Source organism: Hyunsoonleella jejuensis (assembly GCF_900111025.1).
GTDB classification, from domain to species: Bacteria; Bacteroidota; Bacteroidia; order Flavobacteriales; family Flavobacteriaceae; genus Jejuia; species Jejuia jejuensis.
The window spans coordinates 470,468-495,491 of the sequence record NZ_FOFN01000003.1 but is presented as its reverse complement, the minus strand read 5'-3'; the positions used below and the strand labels follow the sequence as shown (position 1 = coordinate 495,491).

24 protein-coding genes are annotated in these 25,024 nt (G+C 35.5%); 16 read left to right on the top strand and 8 right to left on the bottom strand.

All coding sequences use genetic code 11. The features are described 5' to 3' along the window. Window positions 1-5 precede the first annotated feature (5 nt). Window positions 6-569 carry a type 1 periplasmic binding fold superfamily protein gene (locus tag BMY39_RS12035; RefSeq protein ID WP_092579963.1) on the top strand — a complete coding sequence of 188 codons (564 nt, stop codon included), beginning with the start codon at window positions 6-8 and terminating at the stop codon, window positions 567-569. Between the two features lie 65 nt (window positions 570-634). On the opposite strand, the gene BMY39_RS12030 is transcribed toward BMY39_RS12035, so the two are convergent. Together BMY39_RS12030 and folE are read right to left on the bottom strand one after the other, a co-directional pair. Further along, on the bottom strand, window positions 635-916 hold the full coding sequence (locus tag BMY39_RS12030) for a hypothetical protein (RefSeq protein WP_092579961.1): 282 nt from the start codon (window positions 914-916) through the stop codon (window positions 635-637). A gap of 43 nt (window positions 917-959) precedes the next feature. Beyond that, window positions 960-1,547 (bottom strand): GTP cyclohydrolase I FolE, encoded by a 588-nt coding sequence (gene folE / locus BMY39_RS12025; protein ID WP_092579959.1) that lies wholly within the window; start codon window positions 1,545-1,547, stop codon window positions 960-962. 134 nt (window positions 1,548-1,681) lie between these two features. Here folE and BMY39_RS12020 point away from each other — a divergent pair, with 134 nt between their 5' ends. Together BMY39_RS12020 and BMY39_RS12015 are read left to right on the top strand one after the other, a co-directional pair. After that, a complete protein-coding gene (locus BMY39_RS12020; RefSeq protein WP_092579956.1) occupies window positions 1,682-4,168 on the top strand; it encodes a DUF5916 domain-containing protein in 2,487 nt (828 codons plus the stop codon). Between the two features lie 72 nt (window positions 4,169-4,240). Next, entirely contained in the window at window positions 4,241-4,906 is a 666-nt protein-coding gene (locus BMY39_RS12015; RefSeq protein ID WP_092579954.1) for an ABC transporter ATP-binding protein, read from the top strand. Between the two features lie 41 nt (window positions 4,907-4,947). Here BMY39_RS12015 and BMY39_RS12010 read toward each other — a convergent pair whose 3' ends face one another. Continuing rightward, window positions 4,948-5,757 (bottom strand): hypothetical protein, encoded by an 810-nt coding sequence (locus tag BMY39_RS12010; protein WP_143064774.1) that lies wholly within the window; start codon window positions 5,755-5,757, stop codon window positions 4,948-4,950. 191 nt (window positions 5,758-5,948) lie between these two features. Here BMY39_RS12010 and BMY39_RS12005 point away from each other — a divergent pair, with 191 nt between their 5' ends. Continuing rightward, on the top strand, window positions 5,949-6,713 hold the full coding sequence (locus BMY39_RS12005) for a TIGR02757 family protein (protein WP_092579950.1): 765 nt from the start codon (window positions 5,949-5,951) through the stop codon (window positions 6,711-6,713). Window positions 6,714-6,753: 40 nt separating this feature from the next. Then, window positions 6,754-8,244, top strand: a complete 1,491-nt coding sequence (locus BMY39_RS12000) for a S10 family peptidase (protein ID WP_092579948.1) — start codon at window positions 6,754-6,756, stop codon at window positions 8,242-8,244. Between the two features lie 194 nt (window positions 8,245-8,438). Here the strand turns inward: BMY39_RS12000 and BMY39_RS11995 are convergent, their stop codons facing one another. Both BMY39_RS11995 and BMY39_RS11990 read right to left on the bottom strand, forming a co-directional pair. Continuing rightward, window positions 8,439-9,248: a lysophospholipid acyltransferase family protein gene (locus tag BMY39_RS11995; RefSeq protein ID WP_092579946.1), complete on the bottom strand. Its 810-nt coding sequence runs from the start codon at window positions 9,246-9,248 to the stop codon at window positions 8,439-8,441. 49 nt (window positions 9,249-9,297) lie between these two features. Next, complete coding sequence (locus BMY39_RS11990; RefSeq protein WP_092579944.1) at window positions 9,298-9,939, bottom strand: NUDIX hydrolase; 642 nt, start codon at window positions 9,937-9,939, stop codon at window positions 9,298-9,300. A gap of 5 nt (window positions 9,940-9,944) precedes the next feature. Between BMY39_RS11990 and BMY39_RS11985 the strand changes: the two genes are divergently transcribed. Further along, entirely contained in the window at window positions 9,945-10,655 is a 711-nt protein-coding gene (locus BMY39_RS11985) for a peptidylprolyl isomerase (protein ID WP_092579942.1), read from the top strand. Window positions 10,656-10,664: 9 nt separating this feature from the next. Here BMY39_RS11985 and BMY39_RS11980 read toward each other — a convergent pair whose 3' ends face one another. Together BMY39_RS11980 and BMY39_RS11975 are read right to left on the bottom strand one after the other, a co-directional pair. Beyond that, window positions 10,665-11,267, bottom strand: a complete 603-nt coding sequence (locus tag BMY39_RS11980) for a trimeric intracellular cation channel family protein (RefSeq protein ID WP_092579940.1) — start codon at window positions 11,265-11,267, stop codon at window positions 10,665-10,667. 231 nt (window positions 11,268-11,498) lie between these two features. Next, complete coding sequence (locus BMY39_RS11975; RefSeq protein WP_092579938.1) at window positions 11,499-12,218, bottom strand: RDD family protein; 720 nt, start codon at window positions 12,216-12,218, stop codon at window positions 11,499-11,501. 24 nt (window positions 12,219-12,242) lie between these two features. Between BMY39_RS11975 and BMY39_RS11970 the strand changes: the two genes are divergently transcribed. The 10 genes from BMY39_RS11970 to BMY39_RS11925 all read left to right on the top strand — a co-directional run bounded on the left by BMY39_RS11970 (window position 12,243) and on the right by BMY39_RS11925 (window position 22,826). After that, a complete protein-coding gene (locus BMY39_RS11970) occupies window positions 12,243-13,226 on the top strand; it encodes a stage II sporulation protein M (protein ID WP_092579936.1) in 984 nt (327 codons plus the stop codon). Next, window positions 13,226-13,951, top strand: a complete 726-nt coding sequence (locus tag BMY39_RS11965; RefSeq protein WP_092579934.1) for a hypothetical protein — start codon at window positions 13,226-13,228, stop codon at window positions 13,949-13,951. Before BMY39_RS11970 ends, BMY39_RS11965 begins: the two co-directional genes overlap by 1 nt. Continuing rightward, on the top strand, window positions 13,951-15,156 hold the full coding sequence (locus BMY39_RS11960) for a DUF4350 domain-containing protein (RefSeq protein WP_092579932.1): 1,206 nt from the start codon (window positions 13,951-13,953) through the stop codon (window positions 15,154-15,156). Before BMY39_RS11965 ends, BMY39_RS11960 begins: the two co-directional genes overlap by 1 nt. Window positions 15,157-15,158: 2 nt before the next feature. Beyond that, complete coding sequence (locus tag BMY39_RS11955) at window positions 15,159-16,238, top strand: AAA family ATPase (protein ID WP_092579930.1); 1,080 nt, start codon at window positions 15,159-15,161, stop codon at window positions 16,236-16,238. Window positions 16,239-16,310: 72 nt separating this feature from the next. After that, complete coding sequence (locus tag BMY39_RS11950) at window positions 16,311-17,642, top strand: DUF58 domain-containing protein (RefSeq protein WP_177176601.1); 1,332 nt, start codon at window positions 16,311-16,313, stop codon at window positions 17,640-17,642. Window positions 17,643-17,894: 252 nt separating this feature from the next. Then, window positions 17,895-18,326 (top strand): DUF2141 domain-containing protein, encoded by a 432-nt coding sequence (locus tag BMY39_RS11945; protein ID WP_092579926.1) that lies wholly within the window; start codon window positions 17,895-17,897, stop codon window positions 18,324-18,326. Between the two features lie 211 nt (window positions 18,327-18,537). Continuing rightward, window positions 18,538-19,479 carry a LysR substrate-binding domain-containing protein gene (locus tag BMY39_RS11940; protein WP_092579924.1) on the top strand — a complete coding sequence of 314 codons (942 nt, stop codon included), beginning with the start codon at window positions 18,538-18,540 and terminating at the stop codon, window positions 19,477-19,479. A gap of 72 nt (window positions 19,480-19,551) precedes the next feature. Then, window positions 19,552-20,253, top strand: a complete 702-nt coding sequence (locus BMY39_RS11935) for a class I SAM-dependent methyltransferase (protein WP_092579922.1) — start codon at window positions 19,552-19,554, stop codon at window positions 20,251-20,253. Window positions 20,254-20,649: 396 nt separating this feature from the next. Then, window positions 20,650-21,537, top strand: coding sequence for a VOC family protein (locus BMY39_RS11930; protein WP_092579920.1), 888 nt, complete (start codon window positions 20,650-20,652; stop codon window positions 21,535-21,537). After that, a complete protein-coding gene (locus BMY39_RS11925; RefSeq protein ID WP_092579918.1) occupies window positions 21,534-22,826 on the top strand; it encodes an alginate lyase family protein in 1,293 nt (430 codons plus the stop codon). Before BMY39_RS11930 ends, BMY39_RS11925 begins: the two co-directional genes overlap by 4 nt. A 453-nt stretch (window positions 22,827-23,279) precedes the next feature. Here BMY39_RS11925 and BMY39_RS11920 read toward each other — a convergent pair whose 3' ends face one another. After that, window positions 23,280-25,010, bottom strand: coding sequence for a TonB-dependent receptor (locus BMY39_RS11920; protein ID WP_092579916.1), 1,731 nt, complete (start codon window positions 25,008-25,010; stop codon window positions 23,280-23,282). Window positions 25,011-25,024 lie beyond the last annotated feature (14 nt).

Here is a 25,024-nt window from a genome sequence, read left to right as displayed (position 1 = left end):
TAAAAATGAAATATTTAAAAGAATTATCAATTTTAGTAATGTCGTTAGTTTTAATTACCTCTTGTTCAGATGATGACAACCCAGTAGTAATCGTTGAGGAAGAAGTAGTAACAACCATGACAATCACCTTAATTCCTAATGGCGGTGGTACCCCAATAATTATGCAGACTAGAGATACTGATGGTGATGGCCCTAATCCACCTGTTGTTACAAACCCAGTAAACTTAGCAGCGAATACTACATACAATGCAAGCATTGAGTTATTAAACGAGCTAGAATCTCCTGCTGAAGATATTACTGAAGAGGTTGAAGAAAAGGATGATGAACATCAATTCTTTTTCTCTGCTACAAATTCTATAGCAACATTTGCTTATAATGATGAAGATGGTAATGGCAACCCTGTTGGGTTAAGCTTTACACTTACAACAGGAGCTGCAGGAACTGGAACCGTTACTGTAACTTTAATTCATGAACCAATGAAAGACGCAAACGGCGTTAGTTCTGGCGATATTACTAATGCTGGTGGTGAAGAAGATATAGCACAAACATTTAATGTGGTGGTGCAATAACCATTGCTGTAATACACTATAAAAAATCCCTTTCAGGTTTTGAAAGGGATTTTTAATTATAGATTTTAAGACTCTACTTCTACTGTAATTGGTTTTTCTTCTTTTTGAAACACATAAGTTAAAAACCACATAATTGTAAATGTTGGTATAATGTCAAATCCTGGAATAATTTCTTCTATAAAAGAAACAAATCCAGCAATTTTTCCTTTATTACCCTTGTACATCTTACTCATTAAATATGCAGATGCCGGCGCCCAAATAATATCTACAAAGGTTATCATACCTATAGCATCAAATAAAATACTTAATGCCAACTTTTTATTCTTACTTAAATTTTCTAATGTCATAGTTATTCGTTTACCAGTATAGTTGCAAAAAACATACCAAATTTTATTTCCCAATTAGCTTTAAAAACTCGTTTCGTGTTTCAATTTTTTCAAACTGACCTCTAAACCCAGAAGTTGTTGTAACTGAATTTTGTTTTTGTACACCACGCATCATCATGCACATATGAGACGCTTCAATAACAACGGCAACACCTTGGGGTTTTAACGTATTATTTATACAATCTAAAATCTGTTCTGTTAACCGCTCTTGCACTTGTAGGCGCCTTGCAAAAACATCAACGATACGCGGTAACTTGCTTAAGCCGACAATATAGCCATTAGGTATATAGGCTATATGCACCTTTCCAAAGAAAGGTAATATATGATGCTCGCATAGAGAATACAGCTCTATATCCTTAACAATTACCATTTCATCGTAAGACTCTTTAAACATAGCTCCAGTTAATATTTCAACGGGGTCTTGTTCATAGCCCTGTGTTAAAAATTGCATTGCTTTAGCTGCACGTTCAGGTGTTTTTAATAAACCATCGCGGTTCGTATCCTCGCCCAGGTCTTCTATAATATCTTTATAGCGTTCCTGTATGTCTTTAGTTACTTCTGTACTATATTCTTCTAAATTTTTATATGGCATAATGTATTATCCTCTAAAGTTTTAAAGTTAACTAATTTTTAATGTATTCCCTTTATAACAAACAAAGATGTAAGCATTTTTAACTTTTTATTGGCACTTAAAACCCGAATACGCATTTATTTTTGCAAAACGTTATGTATCAAAGTATAATTTCGTTATTAAAAAACAAGGCTGATAACTATACTAATAGTATAAAACATACTATTACTTTAGGGTTACTTTTATGTTTTTTATCCACTATTGCAGCACAAAATAAAAAATCATACGAAATAGTCAGAACAGCAAAACCGCCTATTATTGATGGGGTTTTAAACGATGAAGTCTGGAAAAATACACAAATAGCTACTGGATTTATTCAGTATAGACCAGATATTGGCAATACTGTACCTTACAATGAGCGTACTGAAGTTAAAATGAGTTACGACAACAAAGCCATCTACGTGGCTGCCTACCTTTATGACGACCCAAAACTTATCATGCGTCAATTCAATACACGGGATAATTTTGGACAAGCTGATTTTTTTGAAGTTGTTTTAAATCCTAATAACGATGGCATTAACGATACGAAATTCATTGTTTTTAGCTCTGGAAATCAAGCCGATGCTTTAGCTAGTTCTGGAAACAACGACTTTAGTTGGAATGCTGTTTGGGATAGCGCCGTAAAAATTAAAGACGATGGTTGGGTTGTAGAAATGCGAATACCTTATAGAACACTGCGCTTTTCAAATAGAAAAGTACAAACTTGGGGGCTACAATTTCAAAGGCAGTATAGAAGATACCGCTCTCAGTACTCTTGGAACCCTATTGACGTTACCGTTGGAAACTCTAGCTTGTATCATGGAGAACTTAAAGGTTTAAAAGGTATTAACCCTCCTACTCGACTAATTTTTTACCCATTTACGACTGGCCTATTAAATAGCTTTGATGGTGAAACCGATACTAACTTAACTTTGGGATTAGATGTAAAATACGGAATTACTGAAAATTTCACTTTAGATGCTACGTTGATTCCTGATTTTAGTCAAGCAGGTTTTGATAACTTAGAACTTAATTTAGGACCGTTTGAACTTACTTTCTCTGAACAACGTCAATTTTTCACTGAAGGTGTAGATCTTTTTAATAAAGGAAACCTATTTTTCTCTCGCCGTATAGGAAATGCTCCTGCTGAAACTGCGAATACAAATGAAAATGAAATAATTACAAACGATCCGAACGTAGTAAAAGTATTAAATGCTGTAAAAGTTTCAGGCAGAACAAAAAAAGGTTTAGGCGTAGGGGTGTTTAATGCTTTTACTGAACGTACAACAGCCAGTTTAAGAGACACTATAACTGGTAAACTAAGAGAAGAAGTTGTTGAACCATTTTCTAATTATAATATCGTTGTAATTGATAAACAATTCAACCAAAACTCATCAGTAAGCTTAGTCAATACCAATGTGAGTAGATCTGGCATTTTTAGGGATGCCAACGTTACCGGTTTGCTAGCTGATATTACCAACAAAAGAAACACCTACAATATTGAAGGCCAGATAAAAATGAGCCATATTTCGAATACAGATGGTACTGCAACCACAGGATATAGTACAGAGGCTAGTATAGAAAAAACACATGGGAATTTTAGGTATGGAGCGCAACACCGTTATACTGATACAAAATATGATATAAACGATATGGGGCTATTGCTCCGGAATAATTTTAACAATTTTGACATCGATGTATCCTACAGAATATTCGAACCAACAAAAAAACTAAATAATTATCGTATAAATTCTTGGTTTAACATTAGAAAATTGGCAAGTCCAAATGTATATACAGGAGGCAATACTGGTATAAGCTATAGAGCTACAACTAAAAAACTTCACAATTTTGGAGGCTCTGTAAACTTTAACTTCGGTAAGCAATATGATTATTTTGAACCAAGGCAAGAAAATAGGTTTTTTATTTATGAAAATAGATTGCGTGGTGAGATATCTTTATCTACAAATTACAATAACGTATTTGCTTTTGATGCTGAGATACAAGGCAGAACTTTTTTTGAAGATGGTAGGGATTCTAAAGATTTTGGTTTTAAACTAGCGCCTAGAGTAAGAGTTACTGACAAGTTTCTAATTAGATATACTTTTGAAAGAGAAAAACGAAAAAACGACAGAGGATATGCTACAAAACTAAATGATGAAAGCATCTTTGGTGAGCGTGATAGGGTTACCGTTATTAATAGAATAACGGGCCGCTACAATTTTAACCCATTCAATGCACTAACGCTTACGTTTAGGCATTATTGGTCTAATGTAGAGTACGATGACCCCATGTTTACCCTCCAAGAAAATGGCAGATTAACTCAAGAACGTGGTATTCTAATTTCAAATCTAGATACCGACCCCAACATTAATTTTAGCACTTGGAATTTAGATTTAAACTACTCATTGCAATTTGCACCGGGTAGTTTTTTAACGGCTCTTTATAGAAATCAATTGTTTAATGTAGATGATGCATCAGAATTAGGTTTCTCTGATACTTTAAACAATTTATTTGCTCAACCTATACAACATACGTTTTCTTTAAGAATTCAATACTTTATAGATTACAACAATCTAAAGAAAACTGTAAAACAAGTCATTTAAGTCCAACTAAGCTATTATTAATTGCGCAATAGTTCTTAAAACAGTAAATTTCCGGTTTCTTACCGGCTTCCTATGATAAAAGCAAAAAACATACATAAATATTACGATGATTTACATGTATTAAAAGGTGTAAATATCGAGGTAAAAAAAGGCGAAGTGGTTTCTATTGTTGGAGCTTCAGGTGCAGGAAAAACAACGCTATTACAAATATTAGGCACTCTAGACAAAGCCTCTAAAACAGAAGACTACAGCCTTTTAATAAACGATGCTGAAATTAAAAGCTTAAACGATAAAGCTTTGGCCAAATTTAGAAATGAGCATATTGGATTTATTTTTCAATTTCATCAATTGTTACCTGAATTTACCGCAATAGAAAATGTATGCTTACCTGCGTTTATAAAAGGTACTAAAAAAGCAGATGCGGAAAAACGGGCTAAAGATTTGCTTGATTTTTTAGGGCTATCCCATCGCTATAACCATAAACCAAATGAACTTTCAGGAGGCGAACAACAGCGTGTAGCTGTAGCCAGAGCTTTGGTAAACAAACCTGACCTAATTTTTGCTGATGAACCTTCTGGTAATTTAGATAGCGAATCTGCCGAAAACCTCCATAATCTATTTTTTCAACTAAGAGATGAATTTGGACAAACCTTCGTAATTGTTACGCACAACGAGGAACTAGCGAATATGGCAGACCGAAAACTAGTAATGGTTGATGGGAATATCACCAATAATTAAACGAACTTAGTGGTTAACAGCAAGTGTTTTCCGTTTAAATTCTAATTACGAAAAGGATAAGATTTACCAAAAACCGTAATGGTCCTATTAGCATAATTCAATTCTATATCTCTAAAAGAAGCGATCTCAACATCTAAAATTCCAGATTTTATATTTCTTGGAAGCAGTACAAAATGTAATGGGTCCAAAACATTTAAACTATAAGTTACACCTTTTGAACTAACGCCAGTTTGGGTACCATCCAAAAGATATTCATCATCCCAAATATTAAGAGGTGTGCTAGAACCTGCGATCCAAGTTCTAGTCGAATTTTCTGAATAAAAAATACTATTACCATTACTAGCAGTAATTTTCCCATTTTCTATAGTTACACTATACTCTAAATTTTCATTCTCATTCTTGCCTAAATTTTTCACATAGTGGGTTCCTTCCACTTTATAACCTTCATGATAATAGTTATTAAAAGTAGTAGTATGTTCGCTACCAGATTGTCCATACCAATCTGTTGAAACAACTGTTACGATACCCTTTCTAGTAATACCATCTTTACAAAGCACACCAGATTGATAATCAATTGTTATTGTTTTAGGGAATGTGGTAAAGTCTAACGGATCTACAGTAATCAATGGGGAATCTCCTTTAATAGCATTTGATTTTGAAGTTGACGCTGAATTTTCTGATTCCAAAATAGCATCTCCACTATTATTACCAACATCCTGAAATATCTTATTAATAGTTACATACTCAGTCATAGCTTCCAAAGCAGTTACGGGATTTGTATCTTGGCTAGTTTGGTCTCCTTGACAGCCCATTAACAAAATAAAGAGGATTGGGACTAAAATTTTTTTCATTATAATCATATTTAATATACACGAAATAACGGTTTTTGCCCGATTATTATTATCTAAACGAACAAAATATTACATTTTAAAGTTTTTTTAAGCGTTTCGTCGATTTTTTAACCAATATAAAATTCAAATACGAAGTTATAAAACATTATTTTTGCTGATATTTAAGCGTAAACTTTTACACTTTTTCTAATTTGAAACAATCCGAATTAAAAGACTTTTTGGATACTAAAGTCCATGAATACAATAACCCGAAATTTATTGAAAGCGATCCTATCCAAATACCTCACCAATTTTCAAAAAAAGAAGATATTGAAATTTCTGGATTTTTAACGGCAACAATTGCTTGGGGCAATCGTAAAAGCATCATTAACAATGCCAACCGCTTAATGCAATTACTAGATAATGCACCTTTCGATTTTGTTACGAATCATCAAGATATAGATTTAGAAAAATTACAGCCGTTCGTGCATCGAACATTTAATGGAGACGATTGTATTCAGTTTATAAAATCGCTACAACATATATATACGAATTATGGTGGTTTAGAAGATTTATTTACTAAACATGCAGATAAAAACTCGCTTCAAACTTCTATTTCAAAATTTAAATCTACTTTTTTCGAAATCGAACATCTCAAAAGAACCGAAAAACATGTTAGCGATCCTTTAAAAAATTCAGCAGCAAAACGTATAAACATGTATTTACGTTGGATGGTACGTAACGATAACTCTGGCGTAGATTTTGGAATTTGGAAGCAACTCTCCCCTAGCCAATTATCCTGTCCGCTTGACGTACATTCTGGAAATGTTGCTAGAAAACTAGGCTTGCTCAAGCGAAATCAAAACGACGGTAAAGCTTTAACTCAATTAGATAAAAACCTAAGAAAACTAGATGCTACCGATCCAGTGAAGTACGATTTCGCACTTTTCGGTCTTGGCGTTTTTGAAGGATTTTAATCTTTGTTTTCTTTATCTTTATGCAAAAATAAAATACCTCATGAAAAGACTAACAGTTCTACTTTTATTTTCACTAGCGACAATAACCGTAATTGCACAAACAAGAAAAATACCGGTTGATACTACCGTAATTACAACTCATACTGTATCTATAAAAGGAGAGCAAATTTCTTATAAAGCCACAACAGGAACACAACCCGTTTGGAACACAAAAGGAGATCCCATTGCAACCTTGTTTTATACATATTATGAACGTAACAATATTAAAAATAAAGCTGAAAGACCTTTAGTGATTTCCTTTAATGGCGGCCCAGGTTCGGCTTCTGTGTGGATGCATATAGCCTATACAGGACCTAAGGTTTTAAACATTGATGATGAAGGTTACCCAGTTCAACCATATGGTATAAAAGATAACCCAAACTCTATTTTAGATGTAGCAGATATTGTGTACGTAAACCCTGTGAATACGGGTTACTCTAGAATGATTGAAGATAAAGAAGGTAAATTGCCAGAGCGAAAAACATTTTTTGGTATTAATGCTGATATAAAATATTTGGCTGAATGGATAAATACGTTTGTAACCCGGAAAAACCGTTGGGAATCCCCTAAATACATCATCGGTGAAAGCTATGGTGGTACTCGTGTGATGGGGCTCGCGAAAGAATTACAAGATAATCAATGGATGTACTTAAATGGTGTGATTTTAGTTAGTCCTGCGGATTACAAATTATACAATACGAATCAGCCTGTATATTCCGCGCTAAATTTACCTTATTTTACGGCAGCTGCTTGGTACCAAAAAGCACTTCCAAACGCTTTACAGCAAAAAGATTTACTCGATATTTTACCAGAAGCAGAAGATTTTGCCATAAATACCTTAATGCCAACTCTAGCTAAGGGCGGTTTTGTTTCAGATAATGAAAAGCAAGCCGTTGCCGAAAAAATGGCATACTATTCAGGGTTGAGCAAAAAGTCCATTTTACAAAATAATCTTGATGTACCGACAAGTTTTTTCTGGAAGGATTTATTACGGGATAAGACTGGACAAATTATTGGTCGTCTAGATTCTAGATATTTGGGGATTGACAAAAAAGAAAGTGGCGAGAGACCAGACTACAATCCAGAATTAACCTCATGGATGCACTCATTTACACCTGCTATTAATTATTACTTGAGAGAACATCTTAACTTTAAAACAGATGTAAAATATAGCATGTTTGGTGACGTACACCCTTGGGACAGGCGCAATGATAATGTTCGAGAAGGGTTACGACAGGCTATGGCACAAAACCCGTATCTAAAAGTGTTGATACAATCTGGTTACTACGATGGTGCTACCACATATTTTGGTGCTAAATATACCATGTGGCAGGTAGATCCTAGCGGAAAACTAAAAGATAGGTTTACATTTAAGGGGTATCGTAGCGGGCATATGATGTATCTGCGTAACGAAGATTTAATTAAGGCCAATGATGATCTGCGAGCGTTTATAAAAACGTCTTTATCCAATGGTAAGTCGGCTAAATACTAAGATGTAATAGTTTTAGCTTTCTTTTTGAAAATCTAGAAAATAATTAGTAATCACTGTTTCTAGAACGCTTTTAAATGGTAATGTATGTTTTTTTCTAAGGTAGACTACCATATATAAGCCATGAAAGAACAGCAAGTAACTGAGGAACATAAAAGCACCTCAAAAAAAATGTAGATTAAAAAAAATAAAATGCATTAATCATTGATTTTCCATTGACGCAACTTATCAAGCTCTGCTTGCGCTTTAAGTTCGGCTTCTGGAATAACTTTTAAGAATGAAGGATGCTGTTCTATCGCGTATTCTATCTTTTTTACAATTTCGTCAGTAGTTTCATTCTCGTAATCAATGTCTAGAGGTTTTTTTATCTCCATAGATTGAAGAATATTTTTCTTTTTAACACGCAGTCCTTTTTTATCAAAAGAGCGTCTAAAACCATCGATAACGATAGGAACAACAACGGGCTTGTAACGTTTTATAATGTGTGCGGTACCTTTTCGTATAGGCTTAAATGGCGTTGTAGTTCCCTGTGGAAAAGTAATCACCCAACCATCATTTAACGCTGTGCCTATATTGGAAATATCGCTCATACGCACTTGCCTTTTTACATCTTTACCTTCTGCCCTCCATGTACGCTCTATACTTACCGAACCCACGTATGCAAGAATTTTTGGAAGCAAGCCTGCCTTCATGGTTTCCTTGGCAGCCACATAGTATATATTTAGCTTCGGATTCCATAAATACCCAATGTTTTTTATAGAATCTGTACGCCCGCTTAGGCTAGCATTAAATACATGAAACATGGCAACAACATCTGCAAAATAAGTTTGGTGGTTTGAAATAAACAGCACGTTTTTATCAGGAAGATCCTTGATAATTTCTGAACCGTCTATCTGCAATTCATTAAACCCACGAAAACGCCTGTGCGTCATCGCTCCTAAAATACGAATGAGCCATTTTTTTATAAAAAGTATATGTCCGAATGGATTTGTTTTAAACAATCCCATATTTTTATAATTTGTTTTGGTTGGGTCACAAAGGTAATAAATCTATTATCTATGCCAATTGCTTTATAATATCTTTCACCTCACTCAATATCATTGCAGTTGCTCCCCATACTGCAAATCCATTAAGTTTAAATGCAGGCACCTCTATACCAACACTGTAGGATGTTTTAACTTCTTTATTCACAAGATTATCATCATCTATCAAATCGGTTAACTTTACCTCTATAATTTGCTCTACTTCGCTGTCTTGTTTGTTAAATTTAGGTGGCGCTCTTAAAATACCTAAATAGGGCTGCACACAAAAATTACTCGGAGGAATATACACTTGAGATAGTTTTTTTTCTACGCTTATAGTATTAATTGGCACCCCTATTTCCTCAAAAGTTTCCCTTACAGCAGTTTCCTCTAAGTTTTTGTCATTTGGTTCAATCTTTCCACCAGGAAAAGATATTTGTGCAGAATGTACCCCTTTATAAGTTTTTCTCAATATGAGCACCAATTGTGTTTGCTTGTGTTGATTTGGATAGAATAATGCCAAAACACCTGCACGTTTGGCACGCTTCAATTGCGCTTCAGAATATTGAGCGAAAGCTTTTCGCGTTGGGGGCACCATTTTAAAATGAGATGATTCGGCAGGTAACTCTATATTTTTTATTTTTGAAACCAAGTTTACAAATTCATCAAAACCCATTATCTATGCGTGTTGTATTGTTTTTAAGTATTTTTTTTCTGTTTCTTAGTTGTGAAGATAAACATTCTAATAAAAAGAACAGCTTAAAAACTAAAGACACTATTACTGTCGTAAAAAAGGTTGAAAAGCCAGAGGACACCATTAAGGATATTACATCTGAATTTCCTATTTTGGATAGTCCAACCGCCATGGAATTCTACTTAGAATATGATAAGCATCACAAAGAAAATAAAGTTAGAATCACCACTGATTTTGGAGACATTGACATCTTACTATTCGATGAAACCAAATTTCATCGTTGTAACTTTATTTATTTAACTAAACGTAAGTATTTTAACGGTACACAATTCTTTAGAGTTATCAATAATTTTATGATACAAGGCGGTAATGGTGATGATATGGCTACTGCCATTAAACGCAGAAAAATTGGTAAATACTTGCTGCCTAGAGATACTAACCGTGGTTTTAAACATGATCGTGGTACTGTTTCTATGCCCAGTAGCGATATAGAAAACCCGCATAAATTAGCATCTCCCTATCAATTTTTTATAGTACAACAAAAAGGAGGCGCCCATCATTTAAATGGAGATTACACTGTTTTTGGTAAAGTAATAAAAGGTATGGACGTTGTAGACAAAATTGCTGCGGTTAAAACAGATGAAGCCGACTGGCCTCTTAAAAATATTTATATAAGAAAGGTTGAAATCTTAAATTAGACCATACACTTAATCTGAGTAAATATTTGGCAACGCTATTTTAAACTTTACTGCGAGTAAACGTACCGTAATTACCACAGCGCCCGAAATTACAAAAACATAATCGGTCTTAATTGGGAATTCATTTAAAACAAAATAAGTCACACCACCCAAAATGCAGGCTGTAGCGTATATTTCCTTTCTAAAAATCACAGGAATTTCGTTACACAAAATATCTCGAATTACACCTCCAAAACTTGCAGTCATAGTACCAAGAGCAATACAAATTATAGGGTGCAATTCTTCCTGTAAGCCTTTTTCTATGCCTACAACAGTATATAAGCCAATACCAATAGTATCGAACAAAAACAGTGAGGTACGCAAATAATTTATTTTGCTCCTAAAAATAATTGCAAAAATAGCCGACCCAAGAATAACATACGAATAAGTCATATCGGTCATCCAACTCACAGGTGTGTTTCCAATAAGCAAATCGCGAAGTGTACCGCCTCCAACTGCTGTTACAAAGGCAATGATAAGAATACCAAATAAATCCATTTTCTTATTAAAAGCAACTAGTACACCAGAAATGGCAAAGGCTATCGTTCCTAAAATATCTATTGTGTAAAACATTTTTATCTTTTTTATGGCGTTCCCCTTTGGGTCGGGCTTTCGGCAGTCGCTCTCTGCGAGGAGCTTCAACAAATGCCTCAATCCCTAACGCATGTGTTTGTTAGCATCAGTATTTTACTAAACTAACTTCAATTTTTGTTAATTTTTTTCTTAGAGATCCCGCCTGCGACGGGATAAGCAATTCGCACGTATTTCAAGCCAACTTTGTTGGCTTGAAATACGGCTCTCTGTTTACATATCTTGTGTGTAAAAATTATAATCTTTTAAAATAACATCAATAAATTCTATATCGCTGCTTTGTTTCACTTCCTTAATTCCTACTACTTCAATTAGTTTATTTCTTAACTTTATTAATGTTGCATAATCTTTTGAAGCCCTAGCTCTAGTATACGTTTCTTTTATAATACGCGCATCATTATCCGATAGTTTTATCACATTAGGATAGGTAGGTTTATAATCGGTTTTTAGTTGCTCCAAAATAGTATGATTGATACTCACCTTATCCTTTAAGCTTATCACACCCGTACCGGCAGCCATATCGCCCAATCGCTGTAGTTTTTTGCTGAAAATAATCACAAAAAAACCAATACCGAATATCCAAACATCCACAATTCTAAAAAACCAACGTACCACATAATCTGAAAACGTTGCCTGAAACCCATCAATTTTTACAACCCGAATCTTTAATGCCTTTTTACCCAAAGTTTGTCCGTCTAAAAACGTTTCTAAAGCTAATGTATAGAACATTACAGGAAAGCTCAATACGGTATTTATGCCAATTTGAGACCATTCGTCCATACCTTCAAATACACCAAATACCTTATTTAAAATCAATAAATAACCTATTTTAATAGCTGTATCTATAACAAATGCAACTAAACGTTCCCCAACGCCAGCAGCGGTGAACTTTATTTTTACATTTTGCGTCGTGTTAATTTGTAACTCTGACATTTTATATTTTAATTTATCTCGTGTATGAGAGAAGTTGCATTTATTAAGCAAAATAAAGAAAAATGGCTGAGTTTTGAGAATGCTATTTTTAATAATGATTTTAAGGATCCTGATGAACTGGCTTCAAATTATATTCAGCTTATAAACGATCTGGCTTACGCACAAACCTATTACCCTAAAAGTAAGGTAATTGCCTACCTTAATCAGCTTGCAGCCAAGGCATTTCAAAAGATTTATAAAACCAAACGACAGGACACCAACAGAATTATAAGTTTTTGGAAGACCGAGGTCCCTCTAATTTGTTATCAGTATCGAAAATTTATTTATGTGGCATTTGTGATCTTTACAGTATTCACGTTAATTGGCGTTGTTTCAGCAGCTAATAATGCAGAATTTTTACGGTCGGTTGTAGGTGATAGCTATGTAGACCAAACTATTGCGAATATTGAAGTGGGCGACCCTGTTGCAGTATATAAAAGCGGTAGCAATTGGGGGAGTTTTATTGGTATAACCATTAATAATTTACGTGTTGGGATTATAGCTTTTGTATTAGGTGTTTTTTTAGGCATCGGTACGCTATATGTGATGTTTAAAAACTGTATCATGTTAGGTTCCTTCCAATATTTTTTTTACGAGAAAGATGTATTTTGGGAAAGCGTTCGTGGTATTTGGATTCACGGCGCTATGGAAATTTTTGCAATTGTTATAGAATGTGCAGCAGGTTTAATTTTAGGCGCCAGCATCTTATTTCCAGCAACACATTCTAGGTATACTTCATTTAAGCAAGGTGCAAAAACGGGGATTAAAATTTTGATTAGCACCTTCCCATTTACGTTTTCGGCAGGATTTTTAGAAGGCTTTATCACAAGGTATTCTAACATCATGCCCAATTGGTTATCAGTTGGTATCATATTAATCACTTTGGCCATTATAAGTTACTACTATTTAGTCTATCCGTATAAAGTTCATAAACAAATTACCCAAACCCCACTAGCTATCGCTGCTTAATGATAAAAAAGCCACAACATATACTTTTAGTTTTTATGCTTTTGTTATTGAATCCTCATTTGTGTGATGCAACTGAACCTGTTCAAGAACCAGAGGTAAATCGTGTTTTTGATAGTAGTTTTAAGGAACGTTATTCAAGCGACATATTTGATTATGAAGGAAAAAAAGTGGTTAATAGAAGTAAAAGCGGTTCTGGTGAATATGAAGACTATAACAGTAAGGAGGCCCGAACAAAGGAACAAAACAACGGTGATGAAGTTATTATAAATCTTGGGCCATTTAGATTTGTGTTTTATATCATTTTAGCCATGGCAGTAGTGTATTTGGCATACGCTTTACTTAATGAAGGCGGTACAGGCCTATTTACATCTAGCAAAAACAAAAACATTGAGAGACACGACGCTATTACAGCCGAAAATATTGAAAACACAGATATCCATACCTTAATTAATCAAGCGGAAAATGATAACGATTACAGGCTCGCCATTCGCTATTATTACCTACTCGTTTTAAAGACTTTAAGTTTAAAAAATTACATAAAATTTGAAGACGATAAAACCAATACAGAATACTTAAATGAACTCCGTGAAACACCATTCAACGGTGCATTTTCATATGTTTCGTATTTGTATAATTATATATGGTACGGCAGGTTTGAGTTAGAAGCTTCTCAATATGCGAAAGCCAAAAATAATTTCATCACACTTCTAAAACAGGTAAATTAATGAAGAAACTTTTACCTGTAATAGTAGTTATAGTTGCACTCATTGTAGTAGCGGCACTAACGTTTGGCATAAAACGTACCAAAACCGTAGATTGGGAAGAGTCCTTCAACGAAAAAAGCAACAAACCTTACGGCACTAGCGTTTTTTACAAAGAACTCCCTAATCTTTTCAAAAACTATAAAGTACGTACGGTTTACCACCAACCTTCAAGTTATCTCACTGCAAATTCAGAGTATGGATATGGCGATCATGAAGCGAAAGGCAACTATATTATCATTGGAAATTCCGATTATCTCTCCGAGTTTTCTGTTGATAAACTTTTAGGGTTTGTAGATGCTGGAAACACTTTATTTATCTCAGATTATTACTATGCACAAAGGCTTCATGATACGCTAGGTGTTGATGTAGATTTTGAATACAATCTGAAAAACGACAGCATTACCTCATTGTCTTTTCAAAATAAAAATTTGAACACCGTAAACATTGACAAAAATGAAGGCGATTACTATTTTTCCCGTTTTGATAGTATCAACCATACTATTTTAGGCTATGCAGAAACTGATAAAAAACGGGTTAACTTTATAAAAATTCCCTTCGGAAATGGGCAAATTTTGCTGCATACCGAACCAAAAGCGTTTACAAATTATCATATTTTAAAAGGAAACAGATATCGCTATGTTGAAGATGTGCTCTCGTACATACCAGACGATGATGTATACTTTGATTCTTATGCAAAACGGCAAACCGCATATGGCGATGCCGAAGAAGAATCTAACTTAAGTTGGTTTTTAGAACAATTATCATTTCGATGGGCGTGGTATACCGCTTTAATTTTCTTGTTATTGTTTATGATTTTTAATGCGAAACGCAGGCAACGCATTATTCGTATTATAAAACCTTTGCAGAACACTACCTTAGCTTTCGTTAAAACCATATCTAATTTATACATTGAAACAAACGATTATAAAAACCTGATAGACAAGAAAATAACCTATTTTTTAGAAAAAGTGAGAACCGATTTTAATATGGATACATCTACACTTGATGATGCCTTCATAAAAAAATTAGCAAGAAAAGCTGGTAAAAAAAATAAGGACGTTACCCAATTAATTACTTATATAAAATGGTTACGCACCAAAGATGAACTTTCCGAAGAAAGTCTCTTAAAATTAAATACATTTATAGAAGCGTTTTATTCACAATAATTATGGACGAAAATAAAGAACATACTACCAACCACGAGGAATTTTTACCTAAGCCAAAACAAGATGTTGTATCATCCATTGATGATGGCACTTTGAGTGATGATACCAAGAATTTGGAATTTAAAAATCGCTTGGATTTATCGGAATTACAACAAAGTGTTGCGCAGATTAAAGCTGAAGTAGGTAAAGTTATTGTGGGCCAAAAAGATATGGTAGAGATGCTCATTGCGTCGCTTTTGGCAAAAGGACATTCATTAATTGAAGGTGTGCCTGGGGTTGCAAAAACAGTAACCGCTAAACTATTAGCAAAATCTTTAAGTGTGGACTTTAGCAGAATTCAGTTTACGCCAGATTTAATGCCTAGTGATATTTTGGGAACATCGGTTTTTAATTTAAAAAGTACGGAGTTTGATTTTAAAAAAGGGCCTATTTTTTCGAATATGGTCTTAATAGATGAAATAAACCGCGCACCAGCCAAAACCCAAGCAGCATTGTTTGAAGTTATGGAAGAGCAGCAAATTACTATAGATGGCCATAAGTATATTCTAGATGCGCCGTTTATGGTGTTGGCCACACAAAACCCTGTAGAACAAGAAGGCACCTACCGTTTGCCCGAAGCACAGTTGGATAGATTCTTGTTTAAGATTGACGTGGATTACCCAAATTTAGATGAAGAAATTGAAATTTTATCCAGAGAGCATGAGCTAAAGGAGAACACAAAAACAGCACAAATCACCTCTTTTTTAACGGCAAAACAAATTGCAAACTATCAAAGCTTGGTAAGCAAAGTGATTGTTGAACAACATTTACTAAAGTACATTGCAGAATTAATTGTTGCTACCAGGAGCAACCGCTTTTTGTATTTAGGCGCCTCACCAAGAGCCTCAATTTCAGTGTTAAAAGCCAGTAAAGCCTTTGCTGCCATGGCTGGACGTGATTTTGTAACACCTGAAGATATTAAGCGCGCCGTGGTTCCTGTGCTTCACCACAGGGTAATTGTAACACCAGAACGTGAAATGGAAGGTGTGACGAGTAAACAAATTATTAATCAGATTATTGAAACAGTGGAGATTCCACGATAATAAATCGCAGTTTTCAGTGGCAGTAAGCAGTGCTCACGCATAACGAATAACGAATAACGAATAACGAAATTATTGAAACTCCTTAAACCCTTTTACATACAACCTCGATTTTTTTATGCTGGCATTGGTATAGTAGTGCTTTTTGCGTTAAGTTACTTCGTGCCCCTGCTATTCAACATCGCACAGCTATGTATTTTGGTTTTAGTTGCCTTTTTTCTATTAGATGTTATAATTATTTTTGTCGGCACTCAAAAAATTAAAGCCAAACGCATTGTTCCTGACAAGTTTTCAAATGGTGATAAGAATCAAATTGAGATACAAATTAGAAACAATTATCCTTTTATCTCATATTTAGAAATTATTGATGAAATCCCAGAGCAATTTCAAATTAGAGATTTTAAGATAAAAGATGCCATAAAGCCACGAAAAGAAAAAACCATTACCTACAATTTAACCCCGAAAGAACGCGGCGAATACCATTTTGGTTGTTTAAATATTTATGCCTCTTCTGCTTTAAAACTCGTGGCAAAACGCTTTATGTTTGAAAACGAAGTTATGGTGCCTACCTATCCTAGTTTTAAACAATTAAAGAAATTTGAACTCTTAAATATCAATAAAAGTGCAATGGATTATGGACTTAAAAAAGTCCGCCGACTGGGTCACACCATGGAATTTGAGCAAATAAAGGATTATGTTTTAGGTGATGATTTGCGTACCATAAACTGGAAAGCTACTGCCAAGAAAAACCAGTTAATGGTAAATCAGTTTCAAGACGAAAAGTCACAACCTGTATATGCTATTATTGATAAAGGGCGTATCATGAAAATGCCTTTTGATGGTTTAAGCTTGCTAGACTATGCTATCAATGCCACTTTGGTTATTAGCAACATTGTATTAAAAAAGCATGATAAGGCAGGCATGTTATCCTTTTCAAAAAAGATTGATAATGTAGTTGTTGCAGAACGAAGAAGCGGACAAATGCAATTGATTCTTGAAGCACTTTACAATGTGAATACCGATTTTTTTGAAAGCGATTTTGGGAGACTGTATGCCAATATAAAACGACATGTAACCCACAGGAGTTTACTTTTAATGTATACTAATTTTGAAACTTTAGATGGTTTAAACAGGCAACTCCCCTATTTAAAAGCGATTGCTAAAAGTCATTTACTAGTGGTTATTTTCTTCAAGAATACAGAAATTGACAAACTAATTAATAACAAAGCGGAAACTGTTCAGCAGGTGTACGATAAAGTTATTGCTGAAAAGTTTGATTTTGAAAAACGCCTTATTGTAAATGAACTTAAAAAGTTTGGTATCTATTCTATTTTGACGACTCCTGAAAATTTAACGGTGGATACTATTAACAAGTATTTAGAGATTAAAGCTAGAGGATTGTTATAATAATTGGGCAAGCACTTTGTTAGCAAACTTGCCCGCGTTAGGGATTGCAGAGGAAAGCCGACCCACCTGCACTGAGCTTGTCGAAGTATTGTGGGTAACGCCCAAAAAATTATTAGTAAAACTCGAATTTTTACGAAAAACTACAATTCATCATAAAAATTTTACAATTCGGTCGGTTACATTATAAAATCCTTTGCCCGTGATGCATCTTTGGAGTGTTCAATAACAAATAACACTTAAAAACCATAAATCATGAGAACTTTATCAACTTTATTCATCGCGTTAGTTTTATCAGTTAACACCACTAATGCACAAGCAGAAACAGAAGTCGCTGGAAACTTAATAACTGTAAGTATAGAAAACATTACAAACAACAGCGGAAGTGTTGTACTGGCGCTTCATACCGAAGAAACCTTTATGAGAGGACCTGGAATAAAAAATGCTAAAAGCGAAATAGTAGACGGAAAAATTAAAGTAACGTTTGAAAATGTAACTCCAGGTACTTACGCTATTATGGCTTTACATGACGAAAATAATAACAATGCTATGGATTTTGACGACAGTGGCATGCCTACAGAGTCTTACGGAATATCAAACAACCCAATGAGCTATGGTCCTCCACAATTTGCAACAGCCAAGTTTAATGTTGCTTATGAAGACTTAGCCATGGACATCAGGTTTTAAACCTAATTAATTAGAAACAAAAAAGACGACCGAGCGATCGTCTTTTTTTTCTTTTAACTAAACTAAACTTAAACAAACTACATTTCCTTCAAAAAGGTGAACAAACTTACTTTTCTGAAGTTTCTGCTTTTTAAAATTACTTTATAATATTCCTAAATTTCAATAAATATAATTGATAGTTTTTATATTTTTATAGTCTAAACCTATATAAATGACAATCACCCAGTTATACTATGTTCTTGCGGTTGCAGAGCACCAAAATTTTACAAAAGCAGCAGAAAAATGTTTTGTAACGCAGCCTACTTTGAGTATGCAGATTCAAAAATTAGAAGACGAGCTCGATATTTTAATTTTTGACCGCAGTAAAAAACCTATCGAACTTACCGACGTTGGAAGAAAAATTGTAACCCAAGCAAAAAATATAGTTAACGAATCCTATCGCATACAGGATATTGTAGATCAGCAAAAAGGTTTTATTGGCGGGGAGTTTAAATTGGGTATTATACCAACCATTATGCCTACGCTTCTACCAATGTTCTTAAAAACGTTTATAAAAAAATACCCAAAAATAAAATTAAAGATAGAAGAGCTTAATACCGAAGAAATCATCAACCGTATTAACGAAGGCCATTTAGATGCTGCTATAGCTGCAACTCCGTTGGAAAACGAAAATATTAAAGAACGCGTTTTATATTTTGAACCCTTTGTTGCCTATATTCCAAAAGGACATAAAATGCATACAATGGGTAAAATTAAAGTTGACGATTTGGTTATAGAGGATATGTTGCTTCTAGAGGATGGGCATTGCTTTAGGGATGGTGTGATTAACTTGTGCAAAGCCTTTAAAAATCATGAGGACGACAAATTTCAACTGGAAAGCGGTAGTATAGAAACTTTAATTAAGTTGTCTAACGAAGGTTTAGGCATGACGCTTCTACCCTATCTGCATACTTTAGATTTGAATAATACTGCTAAAGAAAACCTACATTATTTTGAGGAACCATCACCTGCAAGAGAAGTAAGTATTATCTATCATAAAAGTGAATTGAAAATGCAAATTATTGAGGCGATGCAAACGGTTATTTCTGGAATTATACGCGGTGCCATTAAATTTCAAGATGTAAAGATTATTAGTCCGTTACCCAAAAAGTAAAGGCAACTACCCTATCATATGCGCATACCCCAAAACAACGCATGATTTAGAGTCAATGAAACATGATATGTAATGAAGGACATTATTGGAAAAGCAGTAATAGATTATCACAGCGGTAATTACATTGAAGACATTATATCCTCTACAAATATATCAGATGAAGACGTACTGCCACTTCCCTATTTATTTCGAGATTTTAAAGAGATGCCTAGACTAGAACAAAAGGCATTGCAATTGGCTAAAGGAAAGGTTTTAGATGTGGGTTGTGGTACAGGAAGCCACAGCTTGTATTTACAGCAGAAGAACTTTAATGTTAAAGCAATTGATATTTCTAATGGTGCTATTGAAGTTGCGCAAAAACGCGGTGTTTTGAATACCGAAGTTTTAAATATTCTAGATGAAACCGAAAGGTTTGATACCATTTTGTTGTTGATGAATGGTACAGGCATTTTTCAGGAACTATCGCAGGTTGTGAAATATTTAAGACATTTAAAACGCTTGTTACGTCCTAATGGACAAATTCTCATTGATTCCTCTGATATTAAATATATGTACGAAGATGAGGATGGCGGGTATTGGATAGATACCAATGCCAATTATTACGGGGAACTCGATTATTTCATAAGTTATAAAGGTGAAAAAGAACTCCCTATGAAATGGTTGTATTTAGATTTTAACACTTTACATTTCGCTTGCGAAACTGTTGGTTTAGATTGTGAATTGGTTATGGAAGGCGAACATTTTGATTATTTGGCGCGGTTGACATCCAAATAATTCGAACATATTTTTAAATTACTACCAAATATCTAAACTTGATTTTATAGTAATTTTCCGCTACCTTCGTTTACCATCGGATATATCTTATTTAAAAACGACGTATATCCGCCGACTCAGTTAGTAGCAATTACCACTTCAAATAACACGATCTACTATACACACTTTAATTTTCTCTTCTTTAGTTCTTTTACCTTCAAGACATGAAATTTAACTGCTTTTAGAGTAATTATATTCTAAAGATGAAAGAACTGCAAACGAATTTGCAATAATCAATTTTTATAAAAAAAGGGAGAAGCGAATGGAAATAATTAAATCATTACTACAGATCTAAATATTATTTAGTAAATTAACTTAATTATTGTAAATTTTTAATCGCAATGTAAACAAAAAAACATGAAGAAAGTAGTCGTTTTAATTCTAATACTATCTTGTTTATCAATGGGAAAGAAAGCTGAAAAAGCACTTCCCATCCTAGGAATAGCCCATGTAGCATTTCAAGTCTCAAGTTTAGAGCAATCACGTGCTTTCTATACGGCTTTCTATGGATTCGAATTCGCCTTTGCGGCATATGAAAATCGAGAGTCCTGGTATTTGAAAATCAACGACGACCAATTCTTGAAGTTAATCTCAAAGCCGGAGGGGACGGATGACAATCGGTTAGAGGAAGTCGCATTTCAGGTTTCGGACATCGAAACTACTATTGAGATGCTCCGAGAAAGAGGGCTAGATCCGACACCTATGGAAAAAAGGTCGGATGGCACAATGGCTAGTATTCTTGTAGATCCGAACGGACATAACTTGATTTTTGTTGAATATACTTCTGGTTCCAAGCAGGCGTTGGCGCGAGGTAAGCATCTAGGGTCTAGACGGGTTTCCGATCGTTTGCTACATGTGGGCATCACAATTGCAGACGAAGAAGTGGCCAACGCACTGTATCGAGACGCTTTAGGATTTCGGGAGATCTGGCGCGGATCGCGTGAGGATGGTGGTATAGATGCTTGGGTGAATATGCAGACGCCAGGAGATAGGGGCGACTATATAGAATATATTCTCATAAACGATATGAAACTGAATAGAAAACAAATGGGAACAATGCATCATATGTGCCTTTTGACTGATGATATTCGAAAAGCGCATCGCGATATGTTATTTAATGCCTTGCCTGATCTTGAACGTTACGAGCCCTTGATTGCCCGCAACAATCGCTGGGTGTGTAATGTGCACGATCTCGATGGTACACGTTGTGAATTAATGGAATCAAAAGAAGCAGTGACTAAATGATGAATATAATAATACCATCTCGTTTTTATCTGCTGGGAATCCAGTTTTTAGTGGTGAGTCTATTTGTTCTACCGCAAGCGGGTTTTGCACAAAACGAGTCCGCTGATGATTGGGCTGGAAAAGTGAGTCCTAATTTCTTTGGTGCTAGACGCGGAGCCTTGCCAATGGTGAAGCAAGGCATTGCCTTAGGTGAGCCCTCGCTTATGCCAGCCTACAATGCACTCTTGAAGGCGGCGGAGAAAGCCTTAGCGACAAAACCCCCAACAGTAACCGACAAAAAAAGGCATCCCGTCACCGGCAATCTGAATGACTACTACACACAAGCTCCCTACCTTTGGCCTAATCCTTCGAAGTCAGACGGTCTACCCTACCTGCCAAAGGACGGCGTTATCAATCCTGAATCTAGAAACCCCGATTTTGTGGACTATTCGCGCGGTAAAGAAATTGGCTACTTGGTGGAAACACTCGCTCTCGCTTATTACCTTTCGGGTGAGGAATCTTACGCTGCCCATGCAGCTCGTTGCCTCCGGGTTTGGTTTACTGACCCAGCGACACGAATGAACCCGCACCTACAATATGCCCAGGCTGTACCTGGTAAAAACCAAGGGCGATATATTGGAATGATTGAGGCAGGTGGCGTGGTTCAAGCGGTGGACGCGGCAGGTTTATTAGATGGATCGAAGTATTGGAACGAAGATGATCGAGCAGCCTTAGAAATCTGGATAGTAGACTTCTTGGATTGGTTTATGAATAGCGAATATGGTCTCGAAGAGGTACAGATGCGACAAAATCATGGCACTATGTTCGACGCAAGAGTTGTGCGCTTAGCGCTCGCATTGGGCAAGCAAGATCTAGCTCGTGAAAAGTTAGAGTCGGTGAAAGAAAACCGTATCGCTCGTCAAATAGAACCGGACGGCGCACAGCCAATGGAGCTGCGCCGTACCAAGTCGTTCAACTACTCTGTAATGAATTTGACAGGGCTCACGGAGCTAGCGACTCTTGGCGAGTGGGTTGGGGTGGATTTATGGACCTACGAGACAGTAGATGGGCGCAGCATCCGGCAAGCGTTGGAGTTTCTTGTTCCTTATGTTGAAAAAGTGCCCGAAGGCTGGCCTCCTCGTTTCTGGCACTACAAGCAAATTGTTCCCTTTTTGCCAGAGATTCTCGCTCCCGCATTTCGTATGGCGAGCATAGGATATCAAGATGAGGCATACGAAGCGATTGTTTCGCATTTCTCTGTTTTCAGAGAATCAGTCTTTCAGCTAAAGCATCCGAAACGCTCATTTTGAGGAATGCGAATGGCTCGTCGTGCTTTTAGCCCACCCTATTTCTGAAAATATTGATATCATTGAGGATGTATAAGTAATGGGATTTATTTCGACAAAATAAAAAAAGCTGCTAACAATATAGCAACAATTATGGTGGATTCGACTACGTCCGAATCCGCTCGGAATTACTAAAGTAGGTGCTGAACCTAAAACTAACGCATACGAACCCGTAACTGACGGTTATACAAGAAAAGGTAAACGAACCTCCAGAAAATAAATTCACTTTTAATACAAATTTTACTAGCAAGGATGTGCGTTAAGGATTGTAGTGGAAAGCCCACAGCCCGACAGAGGAGGTGCGAGGACTTGAAACGGAAAGCCTGACCCGATAGGGGAACGCCCAAATTCATAAAATCATAAAACACATTAAAACACAACAAGATTACCACCCTCACAGGGATGCCAAAACCTTATTTAAAAATCAAACTTAAACGTAGCACCTGCTAAAAATTGAATGCCTTGTACAGGGAAATTTTGCCAGCGTTGGTATGCATTATTGGCAATATTATTTGCTTTGGCAAATACCGAAATTTGGTCGTTAATGTGGTAGCCCACATGTGCATTGGCATCAAAAAAGCTATCTAAGGTTACAGTAAATGGCGTGGTTGCCGTTATACCATCGTTTAAAAAGAAACGGTCTTTACGCTCTCCTGTGTAAATTAAGTTGGCACCAGCAAACCAGTGTTCGCTTATTTGATAATCTAAGAATAACGAGCCTAAAATGTCTGGTAAATTCCATGCTTCGGCTTCATCATCGGTGTTATACGTAAAATATTCTGCTTTAATGCCTAAAGTAAAGTTTCTGTTTACATCAACATTTAATTCTCCTGCAACACCAAAGGTATTTACATCATCGTACACAATACCGTAAGAGTTACCATAAGAGTATGGTTGGTCTGCCATTAGCGTAATATCATTATTTCTAAACAATGCTCGGTTTCTATCTGCCTTATACAAACCGTTAACGCTATAGCTCATATTGCTGGACAACTTTCCTTTTAGTCCCACATATGCGTTATATTGCTGATCGGTGGGGATGATAAAAAGTGTTGGAGACACGAATGGATTTTCGGAAGCAAAATCGTAATAAGAATTCTGAGTCAATCCACCTTTAATACCCCCAAAAGCAATAAGTATATCGCTTACCAATCTGTATGTTGCCGTTACGTTTGGGTAGATGTATATTTTGTTATCACCCGATGCCCTATCGTTTAAATAATTAAGAGATACCCCGAGATTTACGGTTAAATCATCCTGCCTTAATTGGTACGATGGCGATAAACCAACAACAAAATTACCATATTCAACTTCGCTAGTAGCCGTATAGCTTCTATCAAAAGTACCACCTAAATAATCAAGTGTAATATCTGTTGAAATCTCTTCCCTATCCACGGGGATATCAATGGTAGCTTTTGCCACAAAACGGTTTTCTCCAGAACCTTGGTCATCAAAAAATCGTCTGAAAAAGAAACTCCCAGAATTAATGTAGGTATTCTCAAACGATAAATCGCCACCAAAGTGTGCGTTTGAAAACGTATGCTCTGGATTCATCCCATCAATTTGGGCAGCGGTAATTTGAGACTGTGGTACGCCATACCAATTGAAACGCTGGTGCTGAAAACCTGCCTCTACAGTCCACGCCAAATCACGCAATTGTGATGAATAATTGGCATTTAATTTTGTGGTAGAGAAATTATCGTCGAACTGTACACCTTCAATACCGCCTCCAGAGGAGTTATGACTAAAATATCCTCCGACGCTTTCTGTTCTACTAATGGCGTGATTTAAATATACTTCACCTAAAAATGTAGTGTAAGTTCCCACGCCAACGGTAGCATAATTATCAAATAATTTTACAGGTTTTGCTTTTTCTACCGTGGCTGCTTTTCCCTTAGCTGGCGTGAATGTAGATGCTACTGGAAACGAAAAAATATTGTATTTAATGTCTTTTTTCTTAATGGCTTCGTCATTATCTGTTGAAGGTGTTTCTTTTACTTTAAATGCATCAGATATAGATGGCGTATAAGGCTTTACAACGTCTATCACGCCCGTATTAATGGTATCATTCTTTTTCTTTTGAGCAAATGATAGTGTGATATTTAGTGTAACAATTACTAAGAAAATATGTTTAATGTGCTTTCGCATGGACTTAAATTTTA